A 22,297-nucleotide genomic window follows, 5' to 3' on the forward strand; every position below is an offset into this window, starting at 1 on the left:
AAGGAAATTATTCACGCCACAGGAAAAAGGCGCAAGCATTGCGATAAAAATGGGGATAAAGAGAGAAAAAACAAGGCCCACCGGAACGGCGGGCCTGAGAATTACGGCTGATAATAACCCACGCCAAGGTCGTTTTCTTTGCGGGTACGGGCAATCACTGATTCCGGAGCCTCTGCCACGCGCAGACCCATTTCCTCTTCGGTACGTACCACTTTACCGCGCAGGGAGTTCGGGTAAACGTCGGTAATTTCCACATCGACGAATTTACCGATCATATCCGGCGTGCCTTCGAAATTGACCACGCGGTTATTTTCGGTACGCCCGGAAAGTTCCATGATGTTCTTACGCGAAGTACCTTCCACCAGAATACGCTGGGTGGTGCCGAGCATCCGGCGGCTCCATGCCATCGCTTGCTGATTGATACGTTCTTGCAGAATATACAGACGCTGCTTCTTCTCTTCTTCCGGAACATCATCAACCATATCGGCGGCTGGTGTACCCGGACGTGCGGAGAAGATGAAGCTATAGCTCATGTCGAAATTGACGTCGGCAATCAGCTTCATGGTTTTCTCAAAGTCTTCGGTGGTTTCGCCAGGGAAGCCAACGATGAAGTCAGAACTGATCTGAATATCCGGACGCGCCGCACGCAATTTACGGATGATCGCCTTGTATTCCAGCGCCGTGTGGGTACGGCCCATCAGGTTGAGGATGCGATCGGAACCGCTCTGTACCGGCAGGTGCAGGAAACTCACCAGTTCTGGCGTATCGCGATAAACCTCGATGATATCGTCGGTAAATTCGATCGGATGGCTGGTGGTAAAGCGAATACGATCGATCCCGTCGATAGCGGCAACCAGACGCAGCAGATCGGCAAACGAGCCGGTGGTGCCGTCGTAGTTCTCACCGCGCCAGGCGTTCACGTTCTGACCGAGCAGATTGACTTCACGCACGCCCTGAGCGGCAAGCTGGGCAATCTCAAACAGAATATCGTCGGATGGACGGCTTACCTCTTCACCACGGGTGTAAGGCACCACGCAGTAGGTGCAATATTTATTGCAACCTTCCATGATGGAGACAAACGCGGTTGGTCCTTCGGCGCGCGGTTCTGGCAGACGGTCAAACTTCTCGATTTCCGGGAAGCTGATATCTACGACCGGGCTGCGGTTTCCGCGCACGGAGTTGATCATCTCCGGCAGACGGTGCAGCGTTTGCGGCCCAAAAATAATATCGACGTAGTGGGCGCGTTGACGAATGTGGTCGCCTTCCTGCGAAGCCACGCAGCCGCCAACACCGATAATCAGGTCCGGATTCTTCTCTTTTAACAGTTTCCAGCGACCCAACTGATGGAAGACTTTTTCCTGAGCCTTCTCGCGGATTGAGCAGGTGTTCAGCAGCAGCACATCCGCTTCTTCCGCCACGTCGGTCAGTTGATAGCCGTGGGTGGCATCCAGCAGATCGGCCATCTTCGATGAATCGTACTCGTTCATCTGACAGCCCCAGGTTTTAATATGGAGTTTTTTGGTCATCGACTTGCTCTTGCGAAATAGTAGCCAGGAATGCAGGGCGCATAGTGTAATGCTTTGCTGCCGTTGTGACCAGTATGAGCGTTATCAGCCCTTGGGGGTAAAAATCCTGTAAACTTAAAGCATATTGCTAACAGGATGATTGACCATGACAAATCAACCAACGGAAATTGCCATTGTCGGCGGAGGAATGGTCGGCGGCGCACTGGCGCTGGGACTGGCGCAGCACGGATTTTCGGTAACGGTTATTGAACACGCTGAACCTGCGCCGTTTGTAGAGGACAGCCAGCCTGACGTGCGTATTTCAGCGATTAGCGCTGCGTCGGTATCATTGCTTAAAGGTTCAGGTGTCTGGGATGCGGTACAGGCTATGCGTTGCCATCCTTATCGCAGACTGGAAACGTGGGAGTGGGAAACGGCGCATGTGGTGTTTGACGCCGCTGAACTTAAGCTACCGTTGCTTGGCTATATGGTGGAAAACACCGTTCTGCAACAGGCGTTGTGGCAGGCACTGGAGACGCATCCGAACGTGACGCTACGTGTACCGGCCTCGCTGATTGCGTTGCATCGCGATAATGATCTTCAGGAGCTGGAGCTGAAGGGCGGAGAAGTGATCCGCGCGAAGCTGGTGATTGGTGCCGATGGGGCAAATTCACAGGTGCGGCAGATGGCGGGAATTGGCGTTCATGCCTGGCAGTATGCGCAGTCGTGTATGTTGATTAGCGTGCGGTGCGAGAATGATCCTGGCGACAGCACCTGGCAGCAGTTTACACCTGACGGGCCGCGTGCTTTCCTGCCGTTGTTTGATCACTGGGCGTCGCTGGTGTGGTATGACTCTCCGGCGCGCATTCGCCAGTTACAGAATATGAATATGGCGCAGTTACAGGCGGAAATCGCGAAACATTTCCCGTCGCGTCTCGGTTATGTGACGCCGCTTGCTGCGGGGGCGTTTCCACTGACGCGTCGTCATGCATTGCAATATGTTCAGCCAGGTCTGGCACTGGTGGGCGATGCGGCGCACACCATTCATCCGCTGGCGGGGCAGGGCGTGAATCTTGGTTATCGCGATGTTGATGCTCTGATTGACGTTCTGGTGAGCGCGCGCAGTCATGGCGAAGCGTGGGCCAGTTATCCAATCCTCAAGCGTTACCAGATGCGTCGCATGGCGGATAACTTCATTATGCAAAGCGGTATGGATCTGTTTTATGCCGGATTCAGCAATAATCTGCCGCCACTGCGTTTTGTACGTAATCTTGGTTTGATGGCGGCGGAACGTGCTGGCGTCTTGAAACGTCAGGCGCTGAAATATGCGTTAGGGTTGTAGCCTCACAACATTGCCGGATGCATGCCAACCGTAGGTCGGATAAGACGCGGCAGCGTCGCATCCGACTTCGTAGGGTAAGGCGTGCCAACATCGCATTCGATATTGAATAAACGCAGAAAAGCAAAAAGCCCGCCGAAGCGAGCTTTTTTAATGTGGCTGGGGTACGAGGATTCGAACCTCGGAATGCCGGAATCAGAATCCGGTGCCTTACCGCTTGGCGATACCCCAACAGGGTGCACTTACGATGTAAGCGTCTTGAATAAATTGGCTGGGGTACGAGGATTCGAACCTCGGAATGCCGGAATCAGAATCCGGTGCCTTACCGCTTGGCGATACCCCAACAAATTTTTTTGAACTTGCCGAACCTGTTCGACACATTCAGAATTTGGTGGCTACGACGGGATTCGAACCTGTGACCCCATCATTATGAGTGATGTGCTCTAACCAACTGAGCTACGTAGCCAGATTATTTCTTCGATGGCTGGGGTACCTGGATTCGAACCAGGGAATGCCGGTATCAAAAACCGGTGCCTTACCGCTTGGCGATACCCCAATAACCGGGCGGTGAACCGCTTACTCGAAGAAGATGGCTGGGGTACCTGGATTCGAACCAGGGAATGCCGGTATCAAAAACCGGTGCCTTACCGCTTGGCGATACCCCATCCGTACAACGCTTTCTGGTGAATGGTGCGGGAGGCGAGACTTGAACTCGCACACCTTGCGGCGCCAGAACCTAAATCTGGTGCGTCTACCAATTTCGCCACTCCCGCAAAAAAGATGGTGGCTACGACGGGATTCGAACCTGTGACCCCATCATTATGAGTGATGTGCTCTAACCAACTGAGCTACGTAGCCATCTTTTTTTTCGCGATACCTTATCGGCGTTGCGGGGCGCATTATGCGTATAGAGCCATGCAGCGTCAACCTCTTTTTCAAGGAAAATTGCTTGAAATTGACTGTTTGGTTAGGTTGCGAACAGCGTGGCGCTATATTCGTCAATTATTGTTTACTTTGTGTTTTTTCTACAGCCTGCAGCCATTCTTTTGTCATACGGGGTGAAATTCAGAATTCAACAATAGCGGTGGGAAATTAATCTATGAAATACTGACCCGTTGCAACAGGACAGAACAGGGATCGCTACGCCTGCATCTCTGCTACCACTTCAGGCGATTTATTGAGGGAATAATATGTTGCGTTTTATGACGGTGCTGGTCAGTGCTTTATTACTTATGCAATCGGCGTTTGCCGATACAGCCCGACCGGAAATTGGTAAGTATGTCTTTGGTTATCGTGGTCAGGAAGGAGCAGTGGTCTGGATGATGCGAATTGGGCCGAAAGCGGAAAATGAAGCCCTTGTTCAGGTATCTCATGTTGATAATGACATCGATGGTCAGATTTTTCGCTGCAAAGTAAAAGCATTACAGGAAGGTGAGAAATCGTATACCGCTGTAATCAAGGGCGAATCTTTTGAGTTATTACGCCTGAAAGAGGGAAATGGAAGCCTGCATATCCCGGATGAATCGGCAGCCTGGTCAGTCGCCTACAGTAATGAGTTATCTGACAGCGATGTAGCAAATCCGGAACATTTCCTCACAGCCTATCAGAATCAACAAGTTCCCCAGTAACTGAAATTGCCCCGGATTTCTCCGGGGCATTATTACACGTCTTATTTATACGCCGACTGGTGAACACCGACTGCACGACCCGATGGATCGTCCATTTTCTTGAACGCTTCATCCCACTCAATCGCTTTGGCAGAAGAACAGGCAACGGACGGCCCCCCTGGTACGCACTCTGCGGCACTTGGGAGCGGGAACAGTTCTTCAAAGATTTCGCGATACAGATACGCTTCTTTTGAGGTCGGCGTATTGTATGGGAAGCGGAAGCGGGCCGTTTCCAACTGTTGATCAGAAACCTGCTGCGCCGCCACTTCTTTCAGAGTGTCGATCCAGCTATAACCGACGCCATCTGAGAACTGCTCTTTCTGCCGCCAGGCCACACTTGCGGGCAGATACGCTTCAAAACATTCACGCAGGATGTGTTTTTCCATCTTGCCGTTGCCGCACATTTTGTCCTGCGGATTAATGCGCATCGCTACATCAAGGAATTTCTTGTCAAGGAACGGCACGCGTGCTTCCACGCCCCAGGCCGACATCGCTTTGTTGGCGCGTGCGCAGTCATACATATGCAGGGCCAGCAGCTTACGCACCGTCTCTTCATGCAACTCTTTGGCGTTCGGCGCTTTGTGGAAATAGAGATAACCGCCAAACACTTCGTCAGAACCTTCACCGGACAGTACCATCTTAATGCCCATCGCCTTGATCTTACGCGACATTAAATACATCGGCGTTGAAGCGCGAATCGTGGTCACATCATACGTTTCAATGTGATAAATCACGTCGCGGATGGCATCGAGACCTTCCTGTACGGTGAAGTGAATTTCGTGATGCACAGTGCCCAGATGATTTGCCACTTCCTGGGCCGCTTTCAGATCCGGTGAACCAGGCAGACCCACGGCAAAAGAGTGCAATTGCGGCCACCAGGCTTCTGAACGTTCCTGATCTTCCACGCGGCGGGCGGCGTATTTTTTGGTGATAGCCGAAATAATTGAGGAATCCAGACCACCGGAGAGCAGCACGCCGTAAGGCACGTCAGACATCAGGTGGCTTTTAACGGAATCTTCCAGTGCCTGACGCAGCTCGTTTTTGTCGGTCACGTTATCTTTCACCGCATCGTAGTCGAACCAGTCGCGGTGATAATAAGAACGGATTTCGCCGTCCTGACTCCACAGATAGCTCCCTGCCGGGAACTCTTTAATGGTGCGGCAAACCGGCACCAGGGCTTTCATTTCTGAGGCCACATATAGCTGGCCGTGTTCGTCATAACCCATATACAGAGGGATGATCCCCAGATGGTCGCGACCAATCAGATATGCATCTTTTTCGCTGTCGTACAGGGCAAAGGCAAACATGCCCTGCAAATCGTCGAGAAATTCCGCCCCTTTTTCCTGATACAACGCGAGGATCACTTCGCAGTCAGATCCAGTCTGGAACTGGTAACGATCGCCATACTCAGCACGCAGCGCCTGGTGGTTGTAGATTTCCCCGTTCACTGCCAGTACGTGGGTTTTTGATTGATTGTAGAGAGGCTGCGCACCCGCGTTAACATCAACAATTGACAGACGTTCGTGGGCGAGAATTGCATTATCGCTGGCATAAATACCGGACCAGTCCGGGCCACGATGACGCATCAGGCGTGACAGCTCGAGTGCTTTCTTCCGCAGCTCAACTGCGTCTGTTTTGATATCGAATACGCCAAAAATTGAACACATAACCTTCTCCGTTAACCTGGTGTTTGCTGCTTGTTGTGTTTGCTTGTTTAAAAAAATGCCGCAAAGCAGCAATGTGCGCAAGAGATTTGGCGGTGAAAAAATAAAAAACGTAATGGTGATTGATGAATAGTGAAAAAGAGTGGGGTGCAGTGACCTGTTTATTGATGGATCGATAATTTTTGGCAGATTTTATTGAATGGATATATTTTGCAGGGGGATCAGAAACCAAATCGCTTACAAAGTGAGATTTGTTCATGCCGGATGCGGCGTAAACGCCTTATCCGGCCTACAAAATTATGAAAATTCAATATATTGCAGGAGCTGCGTAGGCCTGATAAGCGTAGCGCCTCAGGCAGTTTGGCGTTTGTCATCAAAATCAACCACGTCCTGAGACGTGGTTGATTTTCAGATAACGTCGATTTCAGCGACTGATGGGTAAATCCAGCTAGGGCGGAACGGCATACTGTCGATATCGTCGAGCGACGAAACACCAGAGAGTACCAGAATCGTCTCCAGACCCGCCTGGAAGCCAGCCAGAATGTCGGTACGCAGGTTATCGCCAACAATCACCGTTTCTTCCGAGTGCGCCTGCATTTTGTTTAATGCTGCACGGATGATCCACGGGCTGGGTTTACCAACATAGAACGGTTTACGTCCGGAGATTTTCTCGATCCCCGCGCACAATGCGCCACAGGCCGGATAGAAACCACGTCCGTGAGTATCCGGGTTGGTGGCGATAAAACGTGCGCCGTTGGCGACGAAATATGCCGCTTTATGCATCATGTCCCAGTTGTATGAGCGCGTTTCGCCAACAATCACAAAGTCAGGATTAACATCGGTAATGGTAAAACCGGCTTTGTACAGTTCATGGATCAGCGCGCCTTCGCCCACTACATACGCTTTTTTGCCTTCCTGTCGACGCAGGAAATCGGCAGTTGCCATCGCGGAGGTATAAAACACACTGTCTGGCACATCGACACCGGCAGTGGCAAAGCGGTTTGCCAGGTCTTGCCCGGTCTGCGAAGGATAGTTGGTCAGCAACACCAGCGGCAGGCCTTTATCCATAATCCCGTGCAAAAACTCCGCTGCACCCGGTACGGCGACGTTATCGTGCATCAGCACGCCGTCGATATCGCAAATTACATTTTTAATGGTCATGGACTACCCAGAATATTGACAACAATAAGCGCCACTATAAAAGCACATTAATTTTCCAGCAAATGCTGGAGCAAAATACCGTTGAGCATGGCGCGTTTTACCAGTGCAAAAGCACCGATTGCTGAGCGGTGATCCAGTTCGGAACGCACTACCGGCAGATTAGTGCGAAACGCCTTCAACGCCTGGGTATTAATGCAGCTTTCAATGGCGGGCAGCAGCACTTTATCGGCTTCGGTGATCTCACCGGCAATAACAATTTTTTGCGGGTTAAATAAGTTGATGGCAATGGCGATGGTTTTACCCAGATGGCGACCGACATACTCAATCACTTCCGACGCCAGACTGTCGCCTTTGTTTGCGGCTTTACAGATAGTTTTGATGGTGCAGTCATCCAGCGGCACGCGGCTCTGATAGCCCTGCTTTAACAGATTCAACACTCGTTGTTCAATGGCGGCGTTGGCAGCGATAGTTTCCAGACAACCGAAATTTCCGCAGTGGCAGCGTTCACCCAGCGGTTCAACCTGAATATGGCCAATTTCACCAACGTTGCCGTTGCGGCCGATAAAAATGCGCCCGTTAGAGATGATTCCGGCACCCGTTCCGCGGTGCACGCGCACTAGAATGGAGTCTTCGCAATCCTGACTTGCACCGAAGTAGTGCTCTGCCAGCGCCAGACTGCGGATATCGTGACCGACAAAACAGGTCACTTTAAAACGTTCTTCCAGAGCCTCTACCAGCCCCCAGTTTTCCACCTGGATATGCGGCATGTAATGAATTTTGCCGCTGTCCGGGTCGACAAGCCCTGGCAGAATAACCGAAATAGCGATTAACTCTCGCAGTTTGCGCTGGTAGCCATCAATAAACTGGGCGATGGCGTTTAAGAGCGCATGTTCCAGCGTTTGCTGGGTACGCTCTGGCAGCGGGTAATGTTCTTCTGCCAGCACTTTGCTGCTGAGATCAAACAGGGTGATGGTAGCGTCGTGACGACCAAGTCGTACGCCGATAGCCTGGAAATTGCGGGTTTCGGTGACAATAGAGATTGCGCGGCGGCCTCCGGTGGAGGCCTGCTGATCAACTTCTTTGATCAACCCGCGTTCGATAAGCTGACGCGTAATTTTAGTTACGCTGGCGGGGGCAAGCTGGCTTTGTTCGGCAATCTGAATTCGCGAGATTGGCCCATGTTGGTCAATCAGGCGATAAACCGCCGCGCTGTTAAGCTGTTTTACGAGATCAACATTACCTATCTGAGCTTGTCCGCCTGGTGTCATACTTTCTCTTATTGAGTTACGACCTCGTTACCGTTAACGATGGTCCTGGTGATTTTAAAATCAGGTGTGAATGCGGTCAGGTTGGCCACTTTACCTGCGGCGAGAGTGCCGAGACGTTTCTCAACGCCAATTGCACGCGCCGGATAGAGCGACGCCATACGCAGCACTTCATCCAGTGCGATACCACAATGTTCGACCAGATTACGCACGCCTTCAATCATGGTTAAGGATGAACCACTTAACGTACCGTTCTCATCCACACAAAGTCCGTTGCGGTAGTATATTGTTTTACCCGCAAAAATGAACTGTTCAATATTGGCACCTGCTGGCGCAGTCGCATCGGTAACCAGACACAGTTTGTCGCCTTTCAGACGTTTGGCGTTGCGAATGTTAGCGTAATCAACGTGCAGGCCATCGGCAATAATACCGCAATAAATGTCAGCTTCGTCGAGGATCGCGCCCGCCAGACCCGGCTCACGCCCCGTAATATACGGCATCGCATTGTACAGATGGGTGGCAAAGGTAATCCCCGCGCGGAAACCGGCTTTCGCTTCTTTCAATGTGGCGTTGGAGTGACCGGCTGAAACCACAATACCAGCATTTGCCAGTTTACTGATCACTTCCGTTGGCACCATTTCCGGCGCTAGTGTGACTTTGGTAATAACATCGGCATTTTCACAAAGGAAATCGACCAGCGCGGCATCGGGCTTACGCACGAAATTCGGATTATGAGTGCCTTTTTTTACCAGATTCAGCCACGGACCTTCCAGATGCAGACCTAATGCCTGATTCGGATGTTTTGCCAGGTATTCGCGCATTACGCGCACACCCTGTTTCATCAGCTCATCGCTGGTGGTGATAAGCGTCGGCAGGTAGTTAGTACAGCCTGATTTCTCATTGGCTTTCTGCATGATTTCCAGCGTTTCCACGCTGACCGCTTCAGCAGTATCGTTGAACTGTACGCCACCGCAGCCGTTTAACTGCACATCGATAAAACCGGGGGAGAGAATGGCCCCGTTCAGTGAACGTTGTTCAATCTCTGGCGGCAGTTCCGCTACTGGACAGACGCTTTTAATCAGGCCATCAGCGATAACAACCGCATGGTCATCAAGAAATTCGTGGCCGGTAAAGATCCGGCCCAGGGTTAATGCATACATTCCGACCCCCGATATCAAAAATAATACAGCCCTGAACGAAACGTCAGGGCAGGGATAACAATTACAGACCTTTGATGTTTTCTGCTTCTAATTCATTGAAATATCTTAAAGTCTTAACTTTCAGCTCCATGGTCGAAGGTTCATCACACACCATGATCGCTTTCGGATGCAGTTGCAGACAGCTAATAGTCCACATGTGGTTAACGCAACCTTCAACGGCCGCCTGCAGTGCCAGTGCTTTCTGGCTACCCAGCACCAGAATCATCACTTCTTCGGCATCCAGCAGTGTACCCACACCGACGGTCAGCGCATATTTTGGCACCTGATTAACATCATTATCAAAGAAACGAGAGTTTGCGACGCGAGTGTCATGTGTCAGGGTTTTGATACGGGTGCGAGAGGCGAGAGAAGAGGCTGGTTCGTTAAATGCAATATGACCGTCGTTACCTACACCGCCCATAAACAGATGAATTTTACCGTAAGAGCGGATTTTTTCTTCATACTGGCGGCATTCGGCGTCGATATCCGGGGCGTTGCCATTGAGAAGGTTGATATTTTCTGCTGGAATATCAACGTGATCGAAGAAATTACGGTGCATAAAGCTGTAGTAGCTTTCCGGATGCTCTTTCGGCAGACCGACATACTCGTCCATGTTGAAAGTGACAACGTGCTTAAAGCTGACCTGGCCTGCTTTATGCATTTCGACTAACGCTTTATAGGTGGTCATCGGTGTGCCACCGGTCGGCAAGCCAAGCACGAACGGGCGATCGGCAGTCGGTTTGAACGCATTGATGCGATTGACGATATGGCGCGCAGCCCATTTGCCGACCTGTTCAGCAGTAGTCAGGGGGATCAGTCTCATTATTCACCTCGATAAGAAAAATTAAGCCGTTGGCGGATTTGGCATCTTTAAGCGTAACCTGGATTTGCGCAGACAGGCGTCAATCCGACCTGATTTTTTGAATGATAAAATAAGTTTTCTGGTTTAGCCAGTAAAAGGGAGTGATGATAACGATATTTGGTGACAAAACTCACAAAAGACACGCGTTTAATTTGCGGTACGAATTAATTTTTTACACACTCTGTAGCAGATGATCTAACAACCTGATTACAGAACATCGGCAGTACAGTTTGCAGCAAAATAAAAATACGGCTTTAAACAAGCCAAATAGGGTTCTCGTAGGGGGAATAAGATGAATATTTTAGGGTTTTTCCAGCGACTCGGTAGGGCGTTACAGCTCCCTATCGCGGTGCTGCCGGTGGCGGCACTGTTGCTGCGATTCGGCCAGCCAGATTTACTTAACGTTGCGTTTATTGCCCAGGCGGGCGGTGCGATTTTTGACAACCTTGCGCTTATCTTCGCGATCGGTGTGGCATCCAGTTGGTCAAAAGACAGCGCGGGCGCGGCGGCGCTGGCGGGGGCGGTCGGGTATTTTGTACTGACCAAAGCGATGGTAACCATCAACCCGGAAATTAACATGGGTGTTCTGGCGGGTATCATTACCGGTCTGGTCGGTGGTGCAGCCTATAACCGTTGGTCCGCGATTAAACTGCCTGACTTCCTGAGCTTCTTCGGCGGTAAACGCTTTGTGCCGATTGCCACTGGCTTCTTCTGTCTGGTGCTGGCAGCCATTTTTGGTTATGTCTGGCCGCCGGTGCAGCACGCTATTCATGCAGGTGGCGAATGGATCGTTTCTGCAGGCGCGCTGGGTTCTGGTATCTTTGGTTTCATCAACCGTCTGCTGATCCCAACGGGTCTGCATCAGGTGCTGAACACTATCGCCTGGTTCCAGATTGGTGAATTCACCAACGCGGCGGGTGCTGTATTCCACGGCGATATCAACCGCTTCTATGCGGGTGACGGCACGGCGGGGATGTTTATGTCCGGCTTCTTCCCGATCATGATGTTCGGTTTGCCGGGTGCAGCGCTGGCGATGTATTTTGCCGCGCCGAAAGAGCGTCGTCCGATGGTGGGTGGGATGCTGCTTTCCGTGGCTATCACCGCGTTCCTGACCGGTGTGACTGAGCCGCTGGAATTCCTGTTCATGTTCCTCGCTCCGCTGCTGTACCTCCTGCACGCACTGCTGACCGGCATCAGCCTGTTTGTCGCAACGTTGCTGGGTATCCACGCGGGCTTCTCCTTCTCTGCGGGTGCCATCGACTATGCGTTGATGTATAACCTGCCGGCCGCCAGCCAGAACGTCTGGATGCTGTTGGTGATGGGCGTTGTTTTCTTCGCTATCTACTTCGTGGTGTTCAGTGTGGTTATCCGCCTGTTCAACCTGAAAACGCCAGGTCGTGAAGATAAAGAAGACGAAATTGTTACTGAAGAAGCCAACAGCAACACTGAAGAAGGTCTGACTCAACTGGCGACCAACTATATTGCTGCGGTTGGCGGTAGTGACAACCTGAAAGCGATTGACGCCTGTATTACCCGTCTGCGCCTGACGGTGGCTGACTCAGCTCTCGTCAACGATGCGATGTGTAAACGTCTGGGTGCTTCTGGTGTGGTGAAACTGAACAAGCAGACTATTCAGGTGATTGTCGGTGCGAAAGCCGAATCTATCGGTGATGCAATGAAGAAAGTCGTTGCCCGTGGGCCGGTAGCAGCAGCGTCTGCTGAAGCCGCTCCGGCAACCGCTGCTCCGGCAGCAAAACCACAGGCTGTACCAAACGCAGTGTCTATCGTTGAACTGGTATCACCGATTACTGGTGATGTTGTGGCGCTGGATCAGGTGCCAGACGAAGCATTCGCCAGCAAAGCGGTGGGTGACGGTGTGGCGGTGAAACCGACGGATAAAATCGTTGTATCACCAGCCGCAGGGACTATCGTGAAAATCTTCAACACCAACCACGCGTTCTGCCTGGAAACCGAAAAAGGCGCGGAAATCGTAGTCCACATGGGTATCGATACTGTGGCGCTGGAAGGTAAAGGTTTTAAACGTCTGGTGGAAGAGGGTGTGCAGGTAAGCGCAGGGCAACCGATTCTGGAAATGGATCTGGATTACCTGAACGCTAACGCTCGCTCGATGATCAGTCCGGTTGTTTGCAGCAATATCGACGATTTCAGCGGCCTGGTTATTAAAGCCCAGGGGCACGTCGTAGCGGGTCAAACACCGCTGTTTGAAATCAAAAAGTAATCGGCTTTATGCCTGATGCGACGCTTGACGCGTCTTATCAGGCCCGTAGGTTGGATAAGACGCGTCAAGCGTCGCATCCAACAATGACAAGCGGTGGGGATCTTCTCTACCGCTTTTTTTTTCATCAATCATCCCCATAATCTTTGTTAGATTTTTCGATTTTCTCTAACTAACAGTTGTCAGCCTGTCTCGCTTATAAGATCATACGCCGTTATACGTTGTTTACGCTTTGAGGAATCCACGATGAGTGAGGCTGAAGCCCGCCCGACTAACTTTATTCGTCAGATCATCGATGAAGATCTGGCCAGTGGTAAGCACACCACAGTACACACCCGTTTCCCGCCGGAGCCGAATGGCTATCTGCATATTGGCCATGCGAAATCTATCTGCCTGAACTTCGGGATCGCCCAGGACTATAAAGGCCAGTGCAACCTGCGTTTCGACGACACCAACCCGGTAAAAGAAGATATCGAGTACGTCGAGTCGATCAAAAACGACGTTGAGTGGTTAGGTTTTCACTGGTCAGGTAACGTCCGTTACTCCTCCGATTATTTTGATCAACTCCACGCCTATGCTGTTGAACTGATCAATAAAGGCCTGGCATATGTTGATGAACTGACGCCAGAGCAAATCCGCGAATATCGTGGCACTCTGACGCAGCCGGGTAAAAACAGCCCATACCGCGACCGCAGCGTTGAAGAGAACCTGGCGCTGTTCGAGAAGATGCGTACCGGCGGTTTTGAAGAAGGTAAAGCCTGCCTGCGTGCGAAAATCGACATGGCATCGCCGTTTATCGTGATGCGCGATCCGGTGCTGTATCGCATTAAGTTTGCTGAACATCATCAGACCGGCAACAAGTGGTGCATCTACCCGATGTACGACTTCACCCACTGCATCAGCGATGCGTTGGAAGGTATTACCCACTCTCTGTGTACGCTGGAGTTCCAGGACAACCGTCGTCTGTACGACTGGGTTCTGGACAACATCACTATTCCTGTTCATCCGCGCCAGTACGAATTCTCGCGTCTGAATCTGGAATACACCGTGATGTCCAAGCGTAAACTGAACCAGTTGGTGACCGACAAGCACGTAGAAGGCTGGGACGATCCGCGTATGCCGACCATTTCCGGTCTGCGTCGTCGTGGTTATACCGCGGCTTCTATTCGTGAGTTCTGCAAACGCATTGGCGTGACCAAGCAGGACAACACTATTGAGATGGCGTCGCTGGAATCCTGCATCCGTGAAGATCTTAACGAAAACGCCCCTCGCGCAATGGCAGTTATCGATCCAGTAAAACTGGTTATCGAAAACTATCAGGGCGAAGGCGAAATGGTTACCATGCCGAACCATCCGAACAAACCGGAAATGGGTAGCCGCCAGGTGCCGTTTAGTGCTGAGATTTGGATCGATCGTGCCGATTTCCGCGAAGAAGCCAACAAACAGTACAAACGTCTGGTGCTGGGTAAAGAAGTGCGTCTGCGTAATGCTTACGTGATTAAAGCGGAACGCGTGGAGAAAGATGCCGAAGGCAATATCACCACTATCTTCTGTACTTACGATGCTGACACCCTGAGCAAAGATCCGGCTGATGGTCGTAAGGTCAAAGGCGTTATCCACTGGGTAAGTGCGGCACATGCGCTACCGGTTGAAATCCGTCTGTATGACCGTCTGTTCAGCGTGCCGAATCCAGGCGCTGCGGATGATTTCCTGTCGGTGATTAACCCGGAATCGCTGGTGATCAAACAGGGCTTTGCTGAACCGTCGCTGAAAGATGCGGTAGCAGGTAAAGCGTTCCAGTTTGAGCGTGAAGGCTATTTCTGTCTCGACAGTCGCCATTCCACTGCGGAAAAACCAGTATTTAACCGCACCGTTGGGCTGCGTGATACCTGGGCGAAGGTTGGCGAGTAACGTTAAGTTCCACTTTGCCGGATAAGGCGTCCACGCCGCATCCGGCATGAACAAAGTGCACTTCGTCAACAATCCCAAACGCCGCACTCTGCGGCGTTTTTTCTGCTTTTCTTCGCGAATTAATTCCGCTTTGTAATTTATCCATAAAACAAATTTAAAATCACCAGCCATAATTTAATAGAATGCGACTGCCTTCATCCCACTGGAAAGCCGCATATTTTTCTTCTACGCGCTCTCCTGGTACAAATTTAAACCTTGTAACAAAAATCATCAAAATATGTGCGGTTGCTCATGTTCTTACATTCTCGTTACAGAAAGAGATTGATAATTCGCGGCGCGAAAAATAGTCTGTTCCTGTAGTCAGCGAGACTTTTCTCAACGCTACTTTTTTAATTTTTTATTTTTTCGCTGTTCACCCTTGGTGCAGCAATTTATACGTCAAAGAGGATTAACCCATGCGTACGTTTAGTGGTAAACGTAGTACGCTGGCGCTGGCTATCGCCGGTGTTACAGCAATGTCGGGCTTTATGGCAATGCCGGAGGCTCACGCCGAAGGATTTATCGACGATTCAACCTTAACCGGCGGTATCTATTACTGGCAGCGTGAACGTGACCGTAAAGATGTTACCGACGGCGACAAATACAAAACCAACCTTTCTCACTCCACCTGGAACGCCAACCTCGATTTTCAGTCTGGTTATGCCGCGGATATGTTCGGCCTTGATATTGCTGCGTTTACGGCGATTGAAATGGCGGAAAATGGCGACAGTTCACACCCGAACGAAATCGCTTTTTCGAAAAGTAATAAAGCCTATGACGAAGACTGGTCAGGCGATAAAAGCGGTATAAGCCTGTATAAAGCAGCGGCCAAATTTAAATACGGTCCGGCGTGGGCGAGAGCAGGTTATATTCAGCCAACCGGTCAGACGCTGTTAGCGCCGCACTGGAGCTTTATGCCGGGTACTTATCAGGGCGCGGAAGCCGGGGCTAATTTTGATTACGGTGATGCTGGTGCGTTGAGCTTCTCCTACATGTGGACCAACGAATATAAAGCGCCGTGGCATCTGGAAATGGATGAGTTTTATCAGAACGATAAAACCACCAAAGTTGATTACCTGCACTCCCTCGGGGCGAAGTACGATTTCAAAAATAACCTCGTGCTGGAAGCGGCATTTGGTCAGGCTGAAGGGTATATCGATCAGTATTTTGCTAAAGCCAGCTACAAATTTGATATCGCCGGTAGCCCGCTAACTACCAGCTACCAGTTCTACGGTACGCGCGATAAAGTTGACGATCGCAGCGTCAACGATCTTTACGACGGCACCGCCTGGCTACAGGCGTTGACCTTTGGCTACCGGGCGGCTGACGTAGTGGATTTGCGCCTGGAAGGCACCTGGGTGAAAGCTGACGGTCAGCAGGGGTACTTCTTACAGCGTATGACCCCAACCTACGCTTCCTCTAACGGCCGCCTGGATATCTGGTGGGATAACCGTTCTGATTTTAACGCCAACGGCGAAAAAGCGGTCTTCTTCGGCGCGATGTATGATCTGAAAAACTGGAATCTTCCAGGTTTCGCCATCGGCGCTTCTTACGTTTACGCCTGGGATGCCAAACCCGCTACCTGGCAGAGCAACCCGGATGCGTTCTACGACAAGAACCGGACTATTGAAGAGTCTGCATACAGCCTGGATGCGGTCTACACCCTTCAGGATGGGCGCGCCAAAGGTACGATGTTCAAGCTGCACTTCACCGAATACGATAACCACTCCGATATCCCGAGCTGGGGCGGCGGTTACGGCAACATCTTCCAGGATGAGCGTGACGTGAAGTTTATGGTTATCGCGCCATTCACTATCTTCTGATGTCCGACGCGGCAGGTTTTTCGCCTGCCGCACGTTTGAGGAATTTGCTATGAAGAAACTGATTCTCATCGCCATGATGGCATCGGGGTTGGTGGCCTGTGCGCAATCAACCGCGCCACAGGAAGATAGTCGTTTGAAAGAGGCGTACAGCGCCTGTATTAATACCGCACAAGGCTCGCCGGAAAAAATTGAAGCCTGCCAGAGCGTGTTAAACGTGCTGAAGAAAGAGAAACAACATCAGCAGTTTGCCGAGCAGGAAAGTGTGCGCGTGCTGGATTATCAGCAGTGTATTCAGGCAACGCAAACCGGTAATGATCAGGCGGTGAAAGCCGATTGTGATAAGGTCTGGCAGGAAATTCGCAGTAATAACGCTACGCAGTAAAAAACAAAAAGCGAGAGCTGTAACTCTCGCTTTTCTTATTTCTCTTTATAAAAAAGCCAACCCGCAGGTTGGCTTTTTCTCGTTCAGGCTGACTTAATTGCCTTCGTGCGCGTGCTCATCTTCGCGGCAATCGCCTTCGGCGCAGTGACCGTAAAGATAGAGACTATGGTTAGTCAGGCGAATGCCGTGTTTTGCGGCAATTTCACGCTGACGCGCTTCGATAGATTCATCACTAAATTCGATAACCTTGCCGCAATCGAGGCAGATCAGGTGATCGTGGTGATGTTGCTGGGTCAGTTCAAATACGGATTTACCGCCTTCAAAATTGTGGCGGGTGACGATACCGGCGTCGTCAAACTGGTTCAGTACGCGATATACGGTAGCCAGACCAATTTCTTCACCCATATCGATCAGACGTTTATACAAATCTTCCGCACTGACGTGATGGTTGTCCGGCTCCTGAAGAACTTCCAGGATTTTTAAGCGTGGAAGCGTTACTTTCAGGCCAGCTTTCTTTAGGGCGGTATTGTTATCAGTCATGCGGAATCTGTCCTGTTACTAAGCGATTCACTTCATTAAAAGAAGTGACAGAATTTGCTCTTGAGATAATGCGTATCATTATAGAATTGCCATGCCTAAATGAAAACTACAAGTCCCTGGCAAATATTGTTAATAAAAACGTGGCTTAGCTTACATTTACATCGGTAAGGCCACTTCAACACTGGAACATTGTACAGGTACAACGGCAAAAGTTACAAATTTGTAGCAATTATTTTGATTGGCATTATCTATTAATACGGCGTAGACATGAGTCTACGCCGCATCACATCAGGCGTTGATAATTTCGTCGAGATGCAGCTCTTCAGAAATTTGTTTCACCCATTTTTCCACGCGTTCGGCGGTCAGTTCCGGCTGACGGTCTTCGTCGATAGCCAGACCGACAAAGTGGTTGTCATCCGCCAGACCTTTTGAGGCTTCGAAATGGTAGCCCGCAGTTGGCCAGTGACCAACGATGGTAGCACCACGTGGTTCGATGATGTCACGGATAGTGCCTAACGCGTCGCAGAAATATTCTGCGTAATCTTCCTGGTCGCCACAGCCAAACAGTGCAACCAGTTTACCATTGAAATCAATCTCTTCGAGAGTCGGGAAGAAGTCGTCCCAGTCACACTGCGCTTCGCCGTAGTACCAGGTTGGGATGCCCAGCAGCAGAATGTCATAAGCTTCCAGATCTTCTTTGCTGCTTTTTGCAATGTCATGGACATCGGCAACGTCTTTACCAAGCTGTTTTTGAATCATTTTTGCGATATTTTCGGTATTACCGGTGTCGCTGCCGAAAAAGATGCCAGTGATAGCCATGAGTGAAATAACCTCTTGAAACTTATTGAAATGGGGGTGGCAAATTGCCCACGGATAAAGGCAATCATAGCAGAACAGGCAGTCTTGCGGAATCAGCAAACTCGCAGGACTGCACACTGTGCTACACGATTTTTTTGTCCAACTTCAAGTTACATGGGCTGTAACCCGAATTATTTGAGTAAAGGATGGGATCAGACGATGCCCTGACTACGCAGCGCCGCGAGTTGTTGCATCAACATCTCTTCGATCAGTTCGCTACGGCTCATATTACGCGACTCTGCCAGCTCGTTCAGCGCCTCGACAGCTTCTGCATTCAGCTTCAGTTCGACACGCTTAAGACCACGTACTTTGTCGCGTTTTAGCTGGTTGCGTTTATTAATACGCAGCTGTTCATCGCGCGAAAGCGGATTGGTTTTCGGTCGTCCCGGTCGACGCTCGTGCGCGAACAGATCTAATGTCGTACGGTCCGTTTGTTCTTTGGCCATGATCTTGGTGACTTCGGGGGAAACAATCAGCCAGGCGTCTGCCCGGATGGATAGCGCGCCATAATACATCAGCGCGATGAGTCACGCCAACGCCCACGCGCGGAAAGCGACGCAGACGCTGGGTTTTTAATCAGTTGCATTAATCATTGAGATAGCGGCGGATGGCGCGCAGCACTGCATCAGGTTTTTCTGCGTGTACCCAGTGACCCGCACCTGCAATCACATGCGCCCGTGCCTGCGGAAATTGCGCCAGTAAATCATCACGATATTGTTCAGTAACATACGGCGAATTACCACCGGGGATAAATAGGGCGGGGTGATCCCACGCCGGGATTTTCTCCCAACCCACAATATGCGGATACTGATCCCACAACACCGGCACGTTAAAACGCCATTCGCCGTCAACGTAGGATTTCAACAGAAACTGAATCACCCCTTCTTCATTCAGATGCTGACGCATCACCGTCGCTGCCTGTTGACGTGTTTGGGCGTCAGATTCGCTGACCGCGTTGATGGCCGCGAAAATCTCATCATGACGGCGCACGTGATAATCGACGGGCGCAATATCGATTGCCACCAGTTTATCGATGCGATCGGGGGCCAGCGCGGTGAGCGCCATTACTGCTTTGCCGCCCATTGAGTGGCCAATAAATGTCGCCTTATCGATCTGCTGCGCATCCAGCGTATCCAGCAGATCCTGCGCCATCGCCGGATAATTCATCACAGGATCGCGCGGTGAAAGTCCGTGGTTACGCATATCCACCTGGATGATATCGTGGTCGCTCACCAGGTCGCGTGCCAGCACGCCGAGGTTGTCGAGACTACCAAACAGACCATGAACAAGGACGATGGGAGAATTATTGTGCTGATTTTGTGTAGATTGCGCGCGGATATTCAATTTCATGGCAAAGTTCTTTTTTTCGCGAAGTCGGGTTAGGGTATTATGTTGACCATTGTGCCACAGGGCTGCAACAAATAAGGTTTAATCCGAGTTTTTCTGCAAGCCAGGCTTGACGCTATCCGCTGCCGGGATTTATTCATATACTCCTGGCGACTTGTATTCAGCTAAGACACCGCACTGGATTAAGATGAAAACGATTGAAGTTGATGATGAACTCTACAGCTATATTGCCAGCCACACTAAGCATATCGGCGAGAGCGCATCCGACATTTTACGGCGTATGTTGAAGTTTTCCGCCGCATCACAGCCTGCTGCTCCGGTGACGAAAGAGGTTCGCATTGCGTCGCCTGCTATCGTCGAAGCGAAGCCGATCAAAACGATTAAAGACAAAGTACGCGCAATGCGTGAACTTCTGCTTTCCGATGAATACGCAGAGCAGAAGCGTGCGGTCAACCGCTTTATGCTGCTGTTGTCTACACTATATTCTCTTGACGCCCAGGCGTTTGCCGAAGCAACGGAATCGTTGCACGGTCGCACGCGCGTTTACTTTGCGGCAGATGAACAGACGCTGCTGAAAAATGGTAATCAGACCAAGCCGAAACACGTGCCAGGCACGCCGTATTGGGTGATCACCAACACTAACACTGGCCGTAAATGCAGCATGATTGAACACATCATGCAGTCGATGCAATTCCCGGCGGAATTGATTGAGAAGGTTTGCGGGACAATTTAAAACAACGTTGCAGATAAAGGACAAAGCAATGGCAATCCACAATCGTGCAGGCCAGCCTGCACAACAGAGTGATTTGATTAATGTCGCCCAACTGACGGCGCAATATTATGTACTGAAACCAGAAGCAGGGAATGCGGAGCACGCGGTGAAATTCGGTACTTCCGGTCACCGTGGCAGTGCAGCGCGCCACAGCTTTAACGAGCCGCACATTCTGGCGATCGCTCAAGCGATTGCCGAAGAACGTGCGAAAAACGGCATCACTGGCCCTTGCTATGTGGGTAAAGATACTCACGCCTTGTCCGAACCTGCATTCATTTCCGTGCTGGAAGTGCTGGCAGCAAACGGGGTTGATGTCATTGTGCAGGAAAATAATGGCTTCACTCCGACACCTGCCGTTTCCAATGCCATTCTGGTTCACAACAAAAAAGGTGGCCCGCTGGCAGATGGTATCGTGATTACGCCGTCCCATAACCCGCCGGAAGATGGTGGTATCAAATACAATCCGCCAAATGGTGGCCCGGCTGATACCAACGTCACCAAAGTGGTGGAAGACAGGGCCAACGCACTGCTGGCCGATGGCCTGAAAGATGTGAAGCGTATCTCCCTTGACGAAGCGATGGCATCCGGTCATGTGAAAGAACAAGATCTGGTGCAACCGTTCGTGGAAGGCCTGGCCGATATCGTCGATATGGCGGCGATTCAGAAGGCTGGCCTGACGCTGGGTGTCGATCCGTTGGGTGGTTCCGGTATCGAATACTGGAAGCGCATTGGCGAGTATTACAATCTCAACCTGACCATCGTTAACGATCAGGTCGATCAGACTTTCCGCTTTATGCACCTCGACAAAGACGGCGCGATCCGTATGGACTGCTCCTCTGAGTGTGCGATGGCGGGTCTGCTGGCACTGCGTGATAAGTTCGATCTGGCGTTTGCTAACGATCCGGATTATGACCGTCACGGCATCGTTACTCCGGCAGGTTTGATGAATCCGAACCACTACCTGGCAGTAGCGATCAATTACTTGTTCCAGCATCGTCCGCAGTGGGGCAAAGATGTTGCCGTCGGTAAAACGCTGGTTTCTTCTGCGATGATCGACCGTGTGGTCAATGACCTGGGTCGCAAGCTGGTAGAAGTACCGGTAGGTTTCAAATGGTTTGTGGATGGTCTGTTTGACGGCAGCTTCGGCTTTGGCGGCGAAGAGAGCGCGGGCGCTTCGTTCCTGCGTTTCGACGGTACGCCGTGGTCAACTGATAAAGACGGCATCATTATGTGTCTGCTGGCGGCGGAAATTACTGCCGTCACCGGCAAAAACCCGCAGGAACACTACAACGAGCTGGCAAAACGCTTTGGTGCGCCGAGCTACAACCGTTTGCAGGCAGCAGCAACCTCCGCACAGAAAGCGGCGCTGTCTAAGCTGTCTCCGGAAATGGTGAGCGCCAGCACTCTGGCAGGCGACCCAATCACCGCGCGTCTGACCGCTGCGCCGGGCAACGGTGCTTCTATCGGTGGTTTGAAAGTGATGACCGACAACGGCTGGTTCGCCGCGCGTCCGTCAGGCACGGAAGACGCATACAAGATCTACTGCGAAAGCTTCCTTGGCGAAGCACATCGTAAGCAGATCGAGAAAGAGGCGGTTGAGATTGTTAGCGAAGTTCTGAAAAACGCGTAATCATATAAAGTAAAAAAAAGGGCGGTCGGAAGATCGCCCTTTTTTACTTATGACCGCCTGATGCGCTACGCTTATCAGGCCTACGAGAATGGTGCAA

The 22,297-nt window shown here is 51.1% G+C and carries 19 protein-coding genes and 7 tRNA genes; 8 read left to right on the plus strand and 18 right to left on the minus strand.

All coding sequences use genetic code 11. The features are described 5' to 3' along the window. Positions 1 to 101: 101 nt before the first annotated feature. A complete protein-coding gene (gene miaB / locus A9587_RS17695; protein WP_001515972.1) occupies positions 102 to 1,526 on the minus strand; it encodes a tRNA (N6-isopentenyl adenosine(37)-C2)-methylthiotransferase MiaB in 1,425 nt (474 codons plus the stop codon). Positions 1,527 to 1,671: 145 nt separating this feature from the next. Here miaB and ubiF point away from each other — a divergent pair, with 145 nt between their 5' ends. Beyond that, positions 1,672 to 2,847, plus strand: coding sequence for a 3-demethoxyubiquinol 3-hydroxylase (gene ubiF / locus A9587_RS17700; RefSeq protein ID WP_000184597.1), 1,176 nt, complete (start codon positions 1,672 to 1,674; stop codon positions 2,845 to 2,847). Positions 2,848 to 3,000: 153 nt separating this feature from the next. Here ubiF and A9587_RS17705 read toward each other — a convergent pair. From A9587_RS17705 to A9587_RS17735, 7 genes are all read right to left on the minus strand, one after another. Continuing rightward, positions 3,001 to 3,075: transfer RNA gene (locus A9587_RS17705), tRNA-Gln, on the minus strand. 37 nt (positions 3,076 to 3,112) lie between these two features. Beyond that, positions 3,113 to 3,187: transfer RNA gene (locus tag A9587_RS17710), tRNA-Gln, on the minus strand. A gap of 46 nt (positions 3,188 to 3,233) precedes the next feature. Further along, a tRNA-Met gene (locus tag A9587_RS17715) sits at positions 3,234 to 3,310 on the minus strand. Positions 3,311 to 3,325: 15 nt separating this feature from the next. Next, positions 3,326 to 3,400 (minus strand) — tRNA-Gln (locus A9587_RS17720). Between the two features lie 34 nt (positions 3,401 to 3,434). Then, positions 3,435 to 3,509: transfer RNA gene (locus tag A9587_RS17725), tRNA-Gln, on the minus strand. A gap of 23 nt (positions 3,510 to 3,532) precedes the next feature. Further along, positions 3,533 to 3,617: transfer RNA gene (locus tag A9587_RS17730), tRNA-Leu, on the minus strand. An 8-nt stretch (positions 3,618 to 3,625) separates the two neighbouring features. Beyond that, positions 3,626 to 3,702, minus strand: a tRNA-Met gene (locus A9587_RS17735). A gap of 332 nt (positions 3,703 to 4,034) precedes the next feature. Here A9587_RS17735 and A9587_RS17745 point away from each other — a divergent pair. Further along, positions 4,035 to 4,472, plus strand: a complete 438-nt coding sequence (locus tag A9587_RS17745; RefSeq protein WP_000943492.1) for a hypothetical protein — start codon at positions 4,035 to 4,037, stop codon at positions 4,470 to 4,472. Positions 4,473 to 4,513: 41 nt separating this feature from the next. Here the strand turns inward: A9587_RS17745 and asnB are convergent, their stop codons facing one another. The 5 genes from asnB to nagB all read right to left on the minus strand — a co-directional run bounded on the left by asnB (position 4,514) and on the right by nagB (position 10,623). Continuing rightward, the gene (gene asnB, locus A9587_RS17750) at positions 4,514 to 6,178 is read right to left on the minus strand and encodes an asparagine synthase B (RefSeq protein WP_000337102.1); all 1,665 of its coding nucleotides are present in this window, start codon (positions 6,176 to 6,178) and stop codon (positions 4,514 to 4,516) included. 405 nt (positions 6,179 to 6,583) lie between these two features. Continuing rightward, positions 6,584 to 7,336: a ribonucleotide monophosphatase NagD gene (gene nagD / locus A9587_RS17760; RefSeq protein ID WP_000153129.1), complete on the minus strand. Its 753-nt coding sequence runs from the start codon at positions 7,334 to 7,336 to the stop codon at positions 6,584 to 6,586. 47 nt (positions 7,337 to 7,383) lie between these two features. Beyond that, on the minus strand, positions 7,384 to 8,604 hold the full coding sequence (gene nagC, locus A9587_RS17765) for a DNA-binding transcriptional regulator NagC (RefSeq protein WP_000187581.1): 1,221 nt from the start codon (positions 8,602 to 8,604) through the stop codon (positions 7,384 to 7,386). A gap of 8 nt (positions 8,605 to 8,612) precedes the next feature. Next, positions 8,613 to 9,761 (minus strand): N-acetylglucosamine-6-phosphate deacetylase, encoded by a 1,149-nt coding sequence (gene nagA / locus A9587_RS17770; RefSeq protein ID WP_105263412.1) that lies wholly within the window; start codon positions 9,759 to 9,761, stop codon positions 8,613 to 8,615. Between the two features lie 61 nt (positions 9,762 to 9,822). After that, a complete protein-coding gene (gene nagB, locus A9587_RS17775) occupies positions 9,823 to 10,623 on the minus strand; it encodes a glucosamine-6-phosphate deaminase (protein ID WP_001237072.1) in 801 nt (266 codons plus the stop codon). A gap of 331 nt (positions 10,624 to 10,954) precedes the next feature. Between nagB and nagE the strand changes: the two genes are divergently transcribed. From nagE to chiQ, 4 genes are all read left to right on the plus strand, one after another. Continuing rightward, the gene (nagE, locus tag A9587_RS17780) at positions 10,955 to 12,901 is read left to right on the plus strand and encodes a PTS N-acetyl glucosamine transporter subunit IIABC (RefSeq protein ID WP_001515974.1); all 1,947 of its coding nucleotides are present in this window, start codon (positions 10,955 to 10,957) and stop codon (positions 12,899 to 12,901) included. Between the two features lie 243 nt (positions 12,902 to 13,144). Further along, positions 13,145 to 14,809 (plus strand): glutamine--tRNA ligase, encoded by a 1,665-nt coding sequence (gene glnS / locus A9587_RS17785; RefSeq protein ID WP_001287173.1) that lies wholly within the window; start codon positions 13,145 to 13,147, stop codon positions 14,807 to 14,809. A gap of 455 nt (positions 14,810 to 15,264) precedes the next feature. Further along, positions 15,265 to 16,671, plus strand: a complete 1,407-nt coding sequence (gene chiP, locus A9587_RS17790; protein WP_085448777.1) for a chitoporin ChiP — start codon at positions 15,265 to 15,267, stop codon at positions 16,669 to 16,671. A 49-nt stretch (positions 16,672 to 16,720) separates the two neighbouring features. Next, positions 16,721 to 17,053, plus strand: coding sequence for a ChiQ/YbfN family lipoprotein (chiQ, locus tag A9587_RS17795; RefSeq protein WP_001515975.1), 333 nt, complete (start codon positions 16,721 to 16,723; stop codon positions 17,051 to 17,053). A gap of 93 nt (positions 17,054 to 17,146) precedes the next feature. Here the strand turns inward: chiQ and fur are convergent, their stop codons facing one another. The 5 genes from fur to ybfF form a co-directional block, all read right to left on the minus strand. Then, a complete protein-coding gene (fur, locus tag A9587_RS17800) occupies positions 17,147 to 17,593 on the minus strand; it encodes a ferric iron uptake transcriptional regulator (RefSeq protein ID WP_000131707.1) in 447 nt (148 codons plus the stop codon). Then, a complete protein-coding gene (gene uof, locus A9587_RS17805) occupies positions 17,586 to 17,672 on the minus strand; it encodes a fur leader peptide (RefSeq protein WP_010380762.1) in 87 nt (28 codons plus the stop codon). Before uof ends, fur begins: the two co-directional genes overlap by 8 nt. Before the next feature lie 209 nt (positions 17,673 to 17,881). Then, complete coding sequence (gene fldA / locus A9587_RS17810) at positions 17,882 to 18,412, minus strand: flavodoxin FldA (RefSeq protein ID WP_001515976.1); 531 nt, start codon at positions 18,410 to 18,412, stop codon at positions 17,882 to 17,884. Between the two features lie 191 nt (positions 18,413 to 18,603). Further along, complete coding sequence (ybfE, locus tag A9587_RS17815) at positions 18,604 to 18,897, minus strand: LexA regulated protein (protein WP_001300829.1); 294 nt, start codon at positions 18,895 to 18,897, stop codon at positions 18,604 to 18,606. A 139-nt stretch (positions 18,898 to 19,036) separates the two neighbouring features. After that, positions 19,037 to 19,801 (minus strand): esterase, encoded by a 765-nt coding sequence (gene ybfF / locus A9587_RS17820; protein ID WP_001515977.1) that lies wholly within the window; start codon positions 19,799 to 19,801, stop codon positions 19,037 to 19,039. 184 nt (positions 19,802 to 19,985) lie between these two features. Here ybfF and seqA point away from each other — a divergent pair, with 184 nt between their 5' ends. Then, entirely contained in the window at positions 19,986 to 20,531 is a 546-nt protein-coding gene (gene seqA, locus A9587_RS17825) for a replication initiation negative regulator SeqA (RefSeq protein ID WP_001515978.1), read from the plus strand. Positions 20,532 to 20,559: 28 nt separating this feature from the next. Continuing rightward, positions 20,560 to 22,200, plus strand: coding sequence for a phosphoglucomutase (alpha-D-glucose-1,6-bisphosphate-dependent) (pgm, locus tag A9587_RS17830; RefSeq protein WP_010380767.1), 1,641 nt, complete (start codon positions 20,560 to 20,562; stop codon positions 22,198 to 22,200). Positions 22,201 to 22,297 lie beyond the last annotated feature (97 nt).

This window comes from Escherichia sp. MOD1-EC6162 (assembly GCF_002965125.1).
GTDB lineage: Bacteria > Pseudomonadota > Gammaproteobacteria > Enterobacterales > Enterobacteriaceae > Escherichia > Escherichia marmotae.

What these genes read in the sequence shown, in the direction of transcription:
- ybfE (WP_001300829.1), bottom strand. Translation starts at nt 18,897, where the DNA reads ATGGCCAAAGAACAAACGGACCGTACGACATTAGATCTGTTCGCGCAC.
- glnS (WP_001287173.1), top strand. Translation starts at nt 13,145, where the DNA reads ATGAGTGAGGCTGAAGCCCGCCCGACTAACTTTATTCGTCAGATCATC.
- A9587_RS17745 (WP_000943492.1), top strand. Translation starts at nt 4,035, where the DNA reads ATGTTGCGTTTTATGACGGTGCTGGTCAGTGCTTTATTACTTATGCAA.
- nagE (WP_001515974.1), top strand. Translation starts at nt 10,955, where the DNA reads ATGAATATTTTAGGGTTTTTCCAGCGACTCGGTAGGGCGTTACAGCTC.
- nagA (WP_105263412.1), bottom strand. Translation starts at nt 9,761, where the DNA reads ATGTATGCATTAACCCTGGGCCGGATCTTTACCGGCCACGAATTTCTT.
- fur (WP_000131707.1), bottom strand. Translation starts at nt 17,593, where the DNA reads ATGACTGATAACAATACCGCCCTAAAGAAAGCTGGCCTGAAAGTAACG.
- seqA (WP_001515978.1), top strand. Translation starts at nt 19,986, where the DNA reads ATGAAAACGATTGAAGTTGATGATGAACTCTACAGCTATATTGCCAGC.
- ybfF (WP_001515977.1), bottom strand. Translation starts at nt 19,801, where the DNA reads ATGAAATTGAATATCCGCGCGCAATCTACACAAAATCAGCACAATAAT.
- asnB (WP_000337102.1), bottom strand. Translation starts at nt 6,178, where the DNA reads ATGTGTTCAATTTTTGGCGTATTCGATATCAAAACAGACGCAGTTGAG.
- uof (WP_010380762.1), bottom strand. Translation starts at nt 17,672, where the DNA reads ATGATACGCATTATCTCAAGAGCAAATTCTGTCACTTCTTTTAATGAA.
- pgm (WP_010380767.1), top strand. Translation starts at nt 20,560, where the DNA reads ATGGCAATCCACAATCGTGCAGGCCAGCCTGCACAACAGAGTGATTTG.
- fldA (WP_001515976.1), bottom strand. Translation starts at nt 18,412, where the DNA reads ATGGCTATCACTGGCATCTTTTTCGGCAGCGACACCGGTAATACCGAA.
- chiP (WP_085448777.1), top strand. Translation starts at nt 15,265, where the DNA reads ATGCGTACGTTTAGTGGTAAACGTAGTACGCTGGCGCTGGCTATCGCC.
- nagD (WP_000153129.1), bottom strand. Translation starts at nt 7,336, where the DNA reads ATGACCATTAAAAATGTAATTTGCGATATCGACGGCGTGCTGATGCAC.
- miaB (WP_001515972.1), bottom strand. Translation starts at nt 1,526, where the DNA reads ATGACCAAAAAACTCCATATTAAAACCTGGGGCTGTCAGATGAACGAG.
- ubiF (WP_000184597.1), top strand. Translation starts at nt 1,672, where the DNA reads ATGACAAATCAACCAACGGAAATTGCCATTGTCGGCGGAGGAATGGTC.
- nagC (WP_000187581.1), bottom strand. Translation starts at nt 8,604, where the DNA reads ATGACACCAGGCGGACAAGCTCAGATAGGTAATGTTGATCTCGTAAAA.
- chiQ (WP_001515975.1), top strand. Translation starts at nt 16,721, where the DNA reads ATGAAGAAACTGATTCTCATCGCCATGATGGCATCGGGGTTGGTGGCC.
- nagB (WP_001237072.1), bottom strand. Translation starts at nt 10,623, where the DNA reads ATGAGACTGATCCCCCTGACTACTGCTGAACAGGTCGGCAAATGGGCT.